The following is an 11,840-nucleotide window of genomic DNA, read 5'->3' as shown; positions in this document are numbered from 1 at the left end:
TTAACGAAAACGTTCTTTAACTTCAATCAATTCCCTCAGTTGCGAAACTTGAATAGATTTGTATTCAAACAAAAAGAATTGTTCATGAGGATTTATATTCAAACAAAAGGACCATCTCAAACAAGATAGTCCATTTGTTTTTTCAGTGCTTGCAATTCCGTTCGGATATCAATCAACCTACTTAATACATCAGTTTTGTTGGCAGTACCTCGTTTGTTGGAATTGAGAATTTTCTTGGCTGCAGCAATCTTAAAACCGCGCACCTTCACCAGATTATGTATTGTGCGCAACAGATCGATGTCACTTTGCTGATACTGTCGTATCTTTGCCGGTCCCGAAGTTTTTGGTTTGAGCGTAGGAAATTCAGTTTCCCAGTAGCGCAATGTGCTTTCGTTAACGTCAAACATAGCCGCCACTTCGCGGATAGAATAATACATCTTCAGATTCTTGTTCAAGTTGAGTGCCATAATCGTATCGGTTTATTTCTTTGCAAAGATACGATTAAGTGAGCGAAAAACCAAATTTATTTGAGGTTTTCCGAACGTGAGTATCTTCGCAACTATGTTGCAGAGATACGATTAAGTGAGCGAAAAACCAAATTTATTTGAGGTTTTCCGAACGTGAGTATCTAAGAGGCAACGCCTCAAAGATACGATTAAGTGAACAAAAAATCAAATTTCCATGCCATTCTAATATTATGATACCTAAAATATGTAAAAAACGGCACACGGTTTTAACCAATCTTTGCAAACTGACACTTTTTTGTTAATTTCATGTTTTATCTTACGATTTCATGCTTTCACCATTGATTTTCTACCTTATTCGTGGAATTTTTCATGCTTTATATAAAAAACATCATATAATATTTGGTAATTAGAACAATTTACTGTACTTTTGCACCATGTTAATTTGTGAAAAGAACTTAAATAGGAACAAAAATAGTTATTCACGATCACACAACGCTTGTCATTCGAGACAACACAAAATAGTTATTCAGAGTATAATTTAGTGATATGTTTAATTTTTAATCAAAATGAGAGTTTTTATGGAAAAGAAACTGCTTATCTTGTTGGTCAATATCTTCCTTCTATGTGGAGGAGTGTTGGCACAGACAAAAGTAACAGGTACCGTAGTATCTCAGGAAGACGGAGAACCAATCATCGGTGCTTCGATCATTATTCAGGGCCAGCGCTCAGGAACAGTGACCGATGCTGATGGTAAGTTCAGTCTTTCAGTACCTGCAGGTAAAAAGATTAGTGTCAGTTACATTGGTATGGAAACACAGACACTGGCTCCTAAAGCCAAGATGTCTATCAGCCTTCGCCCCAGTGCAGAGCTGGAAGAAGTGGTTGTAACTGGTATGCAGAAGACCGACCGTCGTCTGTTTACTGGTGCTACCGACCGTGTGAATGCCGAGGATGCCATTCTTAATGGTATCGCCGATATCTCGCGTTCACTGGAAGGTCGTTCTGCTGGTGTATCTGTACAGAACGTCAGTGGTACCTTCGGTACAGCACCAAAGATACGTGTACGTGGTGCCACCTCTATCTACGGTTCCTCAAAGCCACTGTGGGTAGTTGACGGTGTTATCATGGAAGACGTAACCGACATTGACTCTGATGCATTGTCATCAGGTGACCCAGAAACCCTTATTTCTTCAGCCATTGCTGGTTTGAACTCAGATGATATCGAGTCGTTCCAGATTCTGAAAGACGGTTCTGCCACCTCTATTTATGGTGCACGTGCCATGGCCGGTGTGATTGTAGTAACCACCAAGAAAGGTAAGGCAGGTACAGCACACATCAACTATACTGGTGAATTCACCATGCGTTTGAAACCTACCTATGGTAACTTCAACATTCTGAACTCTCAGGATCAGATGGGTATCTATCGTGAGTTGTACGATAAAGGATGGTTGAACCTCAGCAACACACTGAATGGTAGCGACTATGGTGTATATGGTAAGATGTATGAGTTGATCAACACCTACAATCCATCAACCGGCGCTTTCGCTTTGGCTAATACTACAGAGGCCAAGAATGCCTATTTGGCAAATGCAGAGTTCCGCAACACCGACTGGTTTGACGAGCTTTTCTCTACCAGCATCCAGCAGAACCACTCTGTCAGCATGAGCGGTGGTACAGCCAAGTCAAACTACTATGCTTCAGTCAGTGCCATGACCGACCCAGGATGGTACAAGCAGTCAAAGGTTGACCGCTACACCTTGAACATGAACGTGAACCACAAGATTCTCGACAACCTGTCACTGAACATCATCGGTAGCGGTAGTTACCGTAGTCAGCGCGCTCCTGGTACTCTGAGTCAGGACGTCGATGTTGTATCAGGTAATGTAAAGCGTGACTTCGATATCAACCCATACTCTTATGCGTTGAACACTTCACGTGCACTCGATCCCGACACCTATTATCATAGTAACTATGCAGCTTTCAACATTCTGCACGAATTGGAAACCAACTTCATCGATGTCAACTTCCTCGATGCTAAGTTCCAGGCAGAGTTGAAATACAAGCCCATCAAGGATTTGGAGATTGCTGTACTTGGTGCTTTGAAATACACCACCACTTCACAGGAATATAAGATTCTCGACAACTCAAACCAGGCAGAGGCTTATCGCGCTATGGACAACACCATCATCCGCGATGCCAACAAGTACCTCTATACTGATAAAGACGTACTATACTCTCGCCCTATTTCTGTACTGCCCGAAGGTGGTATGTACAAGCGCACCGACAACCGCATGCGCGACTACAACTTCCGTGCAACAGCCAACTACGTACATACCTTTGCCGACATCCACTACGTAAACCTGTTCGGTGGTATGGAGACAACCGAAATCCAGCGTTCAAGATCATGGTTCAACGGTTGGGGTATGCAGTATGCTAAGGGTGAAATTCCTTACTACACCTATCAGTTCTTCAAGAAGAGCTTGGAAGAGAACACCGACTACTATTCACTTTCAAACACCAACTCACGTTCGGCAGCCTTCTTCGCCAACGCCACCTATGGTTACGACAACCGTTATGTGTTGAACGGAACCGTTCGTTATGAAGGTTCAAACGCCATGGGTAAGAGCCGTTCTGCTCGTTGGACACCGACTTGGAACATTGCAGGTTCATGGAATGTTGACCAGGAGAAATTCTTCAAAGCATGGGAGCCAACCATTTCCCACTTGAAACTGAAGGCCAGCTACTCTCTGACCGCCACACCTCCTCCCACATCTTATACAAGTTCAACCAACGTATTCAAGGCTTTCAACCCCTACCGCATCTTCACCAGCGATAAGGAAACTGGTATCCAGCTTTCAGACCTTGAGAACAGCGAATTGACTTATGAGAAGAAGAACGAGTTCAACTTCGGTGTTGAAGCAGGTTTCTTAAACGACCGCATCAACGTATCGTTTGATATCTATACTCGTAAGAACTATGATGAAATCGGTCCTGTTGCCACACAGGGTATCGGTGGTCAGATTATCCGCTGGGCCAACGCAGCCGACATGAAATCACATGGTGAGGAACTCTCTATTTCTTCTACCAACATCAAGTTGAAGGACTTCAGCTGGATCACCTCTTTGGTTTATTCTCACACCAAGACCAAAATTACCAATTTGGCAAGCCAGGACCGTGTGATTGATATGATCACCAACTTCGGTGGACGCCGCGTAGGTTATCCCGTACGTTCACTGTTCTCTATCCCCTTCGCAGGACTTGATGAAAACGGTCTTCCTACTTTCTACAACGAAGCAGGAGAAATCACCACCGACAACATCAACTTCCAGGAGCGCGACAAGGTTGATTACCTGAAGTATGAAGGTCCTACCGATCCTACCGTACAGGGTTCTTTGGGCAACCTCTTCAAATATAAAGGTTTCACCCTGAACCTCTTCATCACCTACTCATTTGGTAATGTAGTTCGCCTCGATCCTGTATTCTCAGCCACTTATAACGACCTGAGTTCTATGACCAAGGAGTTCAAAAACCGCTGGATGGTTCCTGGCGACGAGAAGAAGACCAACGTACCTGTCATCTTGAGTTATGCACAGTACACCAACAACTCACAGTTGCGTTATGGTTACAATGCCTACAACTACTCAGATGTACGCATTGCCAAGGGTGACTTCATCCGCATGAAGGAAATCTCTCTGCAGTATGATTTCCCCAAGAATTGGATTAAGCCTCTGACCAACCTCTCTCTGAAGTTGCAGGCCACCAACCTCTTCCTCATCTATGCCGACAAGAAGTTGAACGGTCAGGATCCTGAGTTCTTCCGCTCTGGTGGTGTATCAGCTCCTGTGCCCAAGCAGTTCACTGCAACTCTTAAAGTTGGCTTCTAATCAAGGTAATGGAATAACGAAACAAACAAAAGAACAACAATATGAAAAAATATATAGGATTTTCAATCATTGCACTGGGCCTTACCTTGACATCGTGTGACGATTGGCTCGACAAGTTACCCGACAACCGTATGGAGCTTCAGACTCCAAGCGATGTCAGCAATCTATTGGTAAGTGCTTACCCCAGCTCACACCCTGCCTATCTGCTGGAGATGTATTCAGACAATACCGATGACTGTGTCAACCCTTCATGGTCAGAAGCATCACGTTTTCAGGCTCAGGCTTACAAATGGGAAGACATCACTGAAACAGGTGAAGATGAATCACCTCAGGAACTTTGGAACCGTCATTACCTCGCCATTGCTTCTGCCAATGCTGCCATTGACCTGATTGAGGGAAAGGGCAGCCCTGCTGAGTATAGCGAACAGTTGGGTGAGGCTCTGCTCTGCCGTGCTTATGCCATGTTCCAGCTCTCTACCGTTTTCTGTAAGGCTTACAATCCTGCTACTGCTTCAACAGATTTGGGTCTGCCTTATCCTACACATCCAGAAAAGGTAGTAGGAACAGTATATACTCGTGGCACTATGGAGGATCTCTATGGTCAGATTGATAAGGATTTGCAGCGTGGTCTTCCTTTGGTTAGCAGCAACTACAGCAAACCTAAGTTCCACTTCAATACCGATGCCGCCAAAGCATTTGCCGCTCGTTTCTATCTTTACAAGGGCGACTTCGCCAAGGCCATCACCTATGCAACAGAAGTATTGGGCGCCGATCCTACTGCCAAAGCTCGCGATTGGGATGCCTACGCAGCTCTTAACATGAACCAACAGATTCGTCCTGAGGCTTGGGTATCTGCCGACGAGAAGTGTAACTTCCTGCTCCAGACCGTATATTCAGAATGGGGAGCCATCTCTGGTCCTTACTTATACGGTGAGAAATATGCTCATAGCTACCGTATCACCTACGATGAGGATATTGCCTCTAAGGGTCCGTTCGGCGCAGCCAACTCTACTTTCAAACAGCGTGTATGGAGTAACACCGCATTGGCAAACCTATTCCATCGCAAGGTGCCCTATGAGTTTGAATACACCGACCTTCAGGCTGGTATCGGATTTGCCCATGCTGAGTATGCCGTATTCACCACTGAGCAACTTCTGTTAGAGCGCGCCGAGGCTTATGCGCTGAGTGGCGAACTGCAGAAAGCCGTTGATGACTACAACACCATCATGAAGATTTATCAGAACTATCCGAAGACCTTCACCTTGAAGCAAATCGTTGACTTCTACAATGGTGTTGACTATTACACTCCAAAGAAAGCCACCGTTAAGAAGCACTTCGTAAAACCCGTCTATACCATCGATGCCGAGGGTTCAGACCAGGAAGCACTGCTTCAGGCCATTCTTCACTTGCGTCGTATCATGGAAGTCGGCGAAGGATACCGTATGCAGGACGTGAAACGTTACGGTATTGTGATTTACCGTCGCCAGACCAACACAAGTTACACTATCTCTGCTGTAACCGACTCACTCACTGTTGACGATCCACGTCGTGCCATCCAGCTGCCTCAGGATGTAATCACCTCTGGTTTGGAGCCTAACGACCGTATTACAGTGAAAGACCAGGGCGGTAACATGATGCAGGACTCTGGTTTTATCTACGAGATTAAAAAGTAACGACACACTAAATCAAGAACACAATGAAAAAGATATATTTCATCCTGTTTGCCGTTGTTGCAGCACTCAGCTTCACGGCATGTTCAGACGGTGACCAGCCTTCCGGCAACAGCATCTTTGTGAACGACGAAGCCAAGCCCGATGCCTTTGAGCAGTGGTTGCTGGAAAACTTCACCTATCCTTACAACGTAGAGGTGCTCTACCGCATGAAGGATACCGAGATTGACCACAAATACACACTGACCCCAGCAGACTCTGCCAAGTGTGCTAAGCTGGCCATGATTGTGAAATACCTTTGGTATGACGCATACGCTGAGGTAGCAGGTCCTGACTTTGTGAAGGCCAACACCCCACGTGTACTGCAGTTCATCGGTTCACTTGCCATTGAAAACAACGGAACCGTTGTGATGGGTACTGCCGAGGGCGGTTACAAAATTACCCTCTACAATGTGAACAACCTGGGTTCTGCAATCAAGCTTGACGACTATGAAGCACTGAACCAGTGGTACTTCACCACTCTGCACCATGAGTTCCAGCACATTCTGAACCAGAAGAAGCCATACGATACTTCGTTTGACCTCATCTCAGAAGGTAACTATGTCAGCGGTGACTGGTATCAGTACAACACCGACATACAGGCACTGCCACTCGGTTTCATCCGCAACTATGCGATGAGTGAACCTGCTGAAGACTATGCAGAGCTCTACTCACAGTATCTGACCAACAATGATGCGCTATGGAATTCCAAGATGGTGAAAGCCGGCGAAGAAGGACAGGCCATCATCGAACAGAAACTGGCTCACATCCGCACCTATATGCGCCAGAACTGGAACATCGACCTTGAAGAGTTGCGTGCCGTAGTTCAGCGTCGTGCTGTGGAATACAAGAAACTTGATTTCGAACACTTAAAGTAAAGACAACGCTATGAAGAAAATATTTTTCTATATCATGTTTGCCGTAGCAGGACTGTCACTTCAGTCTTGTCTGCACGATGACGACGAGATTTTCGACAAGTCGGCTGCAGAGCGTATCAACGAAGCAGTTGCCAATGCCAAGGAAGTGTTGACCAGCTCACAGGAAGGTTGGGTCATGCACTACTATGCTGGTCGGGAATATGCTTATGGCGGTTTGAACCTTGCCATGAAGTTTACCGACGGTAAGGTACAGATGTACAACGAAACTGCAACAAACAAAGACGGTTCCTACAAGTCAGTAGTTTCTACTTATAAGATTACGCGCGACCAGGGTCCTGTACTCGCTTTCGATACCTACAATGATCTGCTCCATATCTATGGTGACCCCGCTGGAAGCGGCGCTCCAACAGATGTTGACGGATGGGAAGCCGACTATGAGTTTGTCATCATGAACATCAGCGAGGATCAGAACACCATTACCCTCAAAGGTAAGAAGTTCAACAACACCATCGTTCTTGAGCGTCTGACCCGTCCCGTAGCTGAATACTTCGATGCTGCATCTAAGATAGCTGAGAGTCTGACCAACGCAGGTATTCTTGCCTATACTGTTGGCGACAAAAGGGCTAAGTTCTATCCTGGTTCAAGCGAATACTCAGTGAAATATGTAGATGATAAGGGCGAAGTAGCCTCACTGACTGTTCCCTATACTTCTACCGACAAGGGTGTTCTCTTCAGCGAACCTATCGAACTCTTTGGCGATACACTCAAAGGCATCAACGCAAAAGATACTGCTACCGTCAACGATGTACTGACAGCCAACACCATCGTAGTCTCCAACGACGAGTCGAAGACCTTTAGCTTATCAAAGGATCTGAGCGATATCTTCCAGAGAGGCAACTGGTATCTTGCTCTGAGCAATATAGGTGAAGTAGCTGGTCCTGGTTTGCAGTCATTCATTGATGGTTGTAAGGATAGCGAAGGTGAAGACGTGAACTACTGCTACATCGGAACCTATAAAGGAAACTATGGTTTCTATTTCCTCAGCGGAGGTACATACTACGGTGTTGCAGCATTCGCTGTTGATGCTCCAATAAACGAACCAGATGTCATCACCTTCGATCTCAACGGTTACGTAGGTTACAGTATATACTATGATCTCCACTGTAACTTCAAAGATGCTTACACACCATTCCTCTCTACTTTCAAGCTGAGTACTGACGATGTTAACAATCCTACCGTAATGACATTGACTGACCAGAACAATGCGAAGAATGTCATCAAACTGGTGAAGGACCCTGTGCTCTATCCGGGAAAGCATTAATATTAAATCACATAATATAGACTTATAAGCGTATGAAAAAGATATATAGTCTGATCGTCTTTGCCATAGGAAGCCTCACGCTGGCTTCCTGCGGCGACGACGACTTCACAGAGAAAGTCAACACCATTCAGGTGGAAAAATCGGAAACGACTATTCCTGCCGCTGGCGGTTCGGTAGATATTACCCTCACTGGCGAAGGACTGACAGTTGCTTCGGCTGCTGACTGGCTCACCGCCACTATCAACGGCAACGTGCTGACTGCAAGTGCAACAGCCAACCCTACCCGCGAGTCACGTGCCTCACACATTGATGTAAAGGCTGCCAACGGTGACACCTATCTGGTAAGTATCGTACAGACTGGCGGTATGCTCGCACTGGAAAGCAATGAACTCGCAGCCACCGACCTCGACGCTTCTTACAATGTAGCTATCGCAAAGGCTGTCGGTTCAGTTACGGTAAAGAGCCTGTCCGACTGGGTTAAGGCTTCGGTTAACGCAAAGAGCGATTCTATCAAGGTTGAAGTTGCATCAAACGACTATGCCGTTGCCCGTCAGGGTAAGATCTTGGTGACCAGCGGTGTACTGGAAGATACCCTCTTCGTAAACCAGGCTGCCATGAAGTTCAGCCTCTCCACCAATGTTGCCAGCATACTGAGCAACGCTGCCGGCAGCAAGACTGTTACCGTTTCCCACAGCAAACCTGTCACCGTGGAGAGCAAGGCTGACTGGATTACCGCCAGCATCACCGGCAATGTGATCAAGGTTTCGGTTGCTGCCAACGCTACTAAGCGCCGTGTAGGTGAGGTTGCCGTGAAGTCAGGTAAATCAGAGAAGACACTCTATGTGAGCCAGCTCGACTTTGCCGATCAGTTCCCAGGAACATACAAATTCCTGTTCTACGACGTAGAAAAGGAAGGATGGTACTATTTACCTGCCCTTGTCACCGATAAGGGTATCATCATCAAACCATTCACTAACTTCGGTGCCTATACTATTCCTCTGACCGTCAACAAGACTGCCAGAACTGTGCAAACAGCCAACTGCGGTACCTATCTGGGAGAATGGGGTGCCGGAGGAACAACTCTCTACCTGTATCTGGCATGGGGTAACTCCTTCGGAGGAGACCATATGATTTGGTCAACTGCTACAGTTACCGACGCTGCATCGACGGGTACTGTTTATGCAAAAAAGCAGAAATCAGGTGATGTAGTAACCATCATCGACTGGGCTGGTACCTGGACCTACAATAACGTCACTCACCAGATCGACACTTGGTTGTTCCAGGTCATGAAAGCTAATGCATTTACCACTGCCAACAATCTTGGTTCTCTGCTTGCATTCGGCAAGCCTTACTTGATGAGTAATCCTGAGGGCAACACTGCCAAGTATGCGAATAAGAATGGTTGTGCCATTCAGCTGCCTAACGGCGAGTATGCACGTCCTGCAGTATTGAAGAATATTCTAAGACCACTGAAATAAATGGATAGAATATAAACACCTAACAAAACACACTCTCACTATGATTGGTGGACGGGAGATGCCGACGAGGCATGTGCCCGTCCACTTTTTTTGTTTTTATTCATCCTTTGCATTTGAAGGAAACAACTTTGTTTCCTTGTCTATCAAATGGCTGTTTTGAACCCATATCATACAAAGCGGGACACTCCTACTACCTTTAGGAATGTCCCGCTTTGAATTTACTCCAAAGACCGATCAGGTTTTGTCAATCCTTCAAACAGCCTATTGGCACTACATACACCCCGTCTTGCGGACGCTGAAAGGCATATTGCCCCACTCCTGTCAGCACCATCTTAAACGAAGGTATTTTCATCTTTGTCGTATCAATCTTGTCTGCAAGAGCAGTAAGGGTCTTCGCACCCTCTTCTATCAACTTGTCGCCACCAAGCTTTATCTCTACCAATCCATACTTTCCATTACGCAAATGGATGACAGCATCACACTCCAAACCATTTTTATCTCTATAATGAAATACTGTGCCGCCAATGGCATCGGCATAGACACGCAGATCTCTGACACACAATGTCTCAAAGATCAAACCAAATGTATTCAAGTCATTCACCAAATCGTTGGGGCCAAGACCTAATGCAGCAGTAGCTATCGAAGGGTCTGTGAAATACTTGGTATCGGATGTACGAATAGCAGCCTTACTTCGCAGATTAGGATTCCACGCAACAGAATCTTCTATCACAAAAATTTTCTTCAAGGCCTTCAGATATGAATAGATGGTATTCTCACTGATCTCAGAACTTTCATTACTTATAATATCAGCCAATATAGTTCCTGCAGTAGCCTGACTGCCTTGGTTCCGTGCATACGATCGCATAATCCGTCGTGCCAATTCACTGTCGCGATTGACATCATCGACACGAGAAATATCAAAGCTTGTAACAGCCTCAAAATATTCGATTGCCTGCTGGAGTGCTGCCTTTTCTGTCTTCTTATTCAGTGCCTTTGGCCAACCGCCACGACATGTAAGATAAGCCAAACGCTCTAAATCTATCTGATTGATGCCTTCCACAAAATAATCTTCCGCATCGTTGGCAAACAGTCTTGCAAGACTTACCTCACCAGTAGAGTCACCAGACTCCCAAAGACTCATGGTACGAAGTTTGAGCCAAGCAAAACGTCCTGTACCAGTATGAAATATCTCATCGAAGTTTGGAGGCACAGCAGACCCTGTCAGGATAAACTGCCCATCTTCATCACGCTGATCCACTTCATTTCTCACCGCATCCCAAAACCTTGGTGCTATCTGCCATTCGTCAATAAGTCGTGGAGTGTCGCCACGGAGCAACAGTTTGATATTGGTTTCTGCCATGGCCATATTCTGTTGTAGGGTGTCGGGATCAGACATAGACAATATACTGTTAGCTTGCTGAGATGCTAATGTCGTCTTACCGCAATACTTGGGTCCTTCGATAAGCACTGCACCCATCGCTTCCAACTTTTCTGCTAATATTTTGTCTGCAATTCTCGCCTTATATTCTTTCATTTTTATAGCTTTTATATATTCTGATGCAAATATACGATATTTAATTGTATATCAGCACCATATAATCGTTAAATCTTGTTATTTTACCTCCATATTGTGGCAGTTGGCGCTTTTTCGTTGTGGCAGTTGGCGCATTTTCGTTGTGACAGTTGGCGCATTTTCGTTGTGGCAGTTGGCGGAAATCTATAGGAGCGGAGAGAGATAAAGACCTTATTATTTCTCGCACACATACGCGCACACGTGCGCATACAGGCACACGCGATGTCGAAAAAATCGACCACTCGACCACCAATACCGCTTAACCGACAGAGAAACAGTGACTTAATGGGTGTTCGATGACTTTATCCTGACGCGTTTCGACCACCATTCGACCACCAACTGACCAACAACCGACCATCATAATGCTTTTGCAACAAGAGAAAAATTGCTGTGACATAGAGGATTTTCATGGCAAACAACGTGACTATTGCGTGACTGCAAGGCAGGTCACAGACCCGTCGCGCCGCATTGTTGCTTGGTTTTCGGAGTTGACATAACTTTGCAGCGTGTTCTTCCAACCGATGGAGGGA

At 45.6% G+C, this 11,840-nt stretch carries 7 protein-coding genes; 5 read left to right on the top strand and 2 right to left on the bottom strand.

Going from position 1 to position 11,840, the window contains the following annotated elements:
* Positions 1 to 116: 116 nt before the first annotated feature.
* Positions 117 to 467, bottom strand: coding sequence for a MerR family transcriptional regulator (locus CIK93_RS08985; protein ID WP_094434214.1), 351 nt, complete (start codon positions 465 to 467; stop codon positions 117 to 119).
* A 578-nt stretch (positions 468 to 1,045) separates the two neighbouring features.
* Here CIK93_RS08985 and CIK93_RS08980 point away from each other — a divergent pair.
* From CIK93_RS08980 to CIK93_RS08960, 5 genes are read left to right on the top strand one after another with little or no spacing between them, the layout of a single operon-like run.
* The gene (locus tag CIK93_RS08980) at positions 1,046 to 4,351 is read left to right on the top strand and encodes a SusC/RagA family TonB-linked outer membrane protein (protein WP_094390539.1); all 3,306 of its coding nucleotides are present in this window, start codon (positions 1,046 to 1,048) and stop codon (positions 4,349 to 4,351) included.
* Between the two features lie 41 nt (positions 4,352 to 4,392).
* On the top strand, positions 4,393 to 6,024 hold the full coding sequence (locus CIK93_RS08975; protein ID WP_094447143.1) for a RagB/SusD family nutrient uptake outer membrane protein: 1,632 nt from the start codon (positions 4,393 to 4,395) through the stop codon (positions 6,022 to 6,024).
* Between the two features lie 23 nt (positions 6,025 to 6,047).
* Complete coding sequence (locus tag CIK93_RS08970; RefSeq protein WP_094447142.1) at positions 6,048 to 6,938, top strand: putative zinc-binding metallopeptidase; 891 nt, start codon at positions 6,048 to 6,050, stop codon at positions 6,936 to 6,938.
* Between the two features lie 10 nt (positions 6,939 to 6,948).
* Positions 6,949 to 8,259, top strand: a complete 1,311-nt coding sequence (locus CIK93_RS08965; RefSeq protein ID WP_094447141.1) for a DUF4302 domain-containing protein — start codon at positions 6,949 to 6,951, stop codon at positions 8,257 to 8,259.
* Between the two features lie 32 nt (positions 8,260 to 8,291).
* Complete coding sequence (locus CIK93_RS08960) at positions 8,292 to 9,737, top strand: BACON domain-containing protein (protein WP_094447140.1); 1,446 nt, start codon at positions 8,292 to 8,294, stop codon at positions 9,735 to 9,737.
* Between the two features lie 244 nt (positions 9,738 to 9,981).
* Here CIK93_RS08960 and CIK93_RS08955 read toward each other — a convergent pair whose 3' ends face one another.
* Positions 9,982 to 11,271 (bottom strand): ATP-binding protein, encoded by a 1,290-nt coding sequence (locus tag CIK93_RS08955; RefSeq protein WP_094447139.1) that lies wholly within the window; start codon positions 11,269 to 11,271, stop codon positions 9,982 to 9,984.
* Positions 11,272 to 11,840 lie beyond the last annotated feature (569 nt).

The sequence above is a fragment of the Prevotella sp. P3-92 genome, assembly GCF_002251205.1.
GTDB lineage: Bacteria > Bacteroidota > Bacteroidia > Bacteroidales > Bacteroidaceae > Prevotella.
The sequence above is the reverse complement of the archived record's forward strand: the minus strand, read 5'-3'. Positions and strand labels throughout refer to the sequence as shown.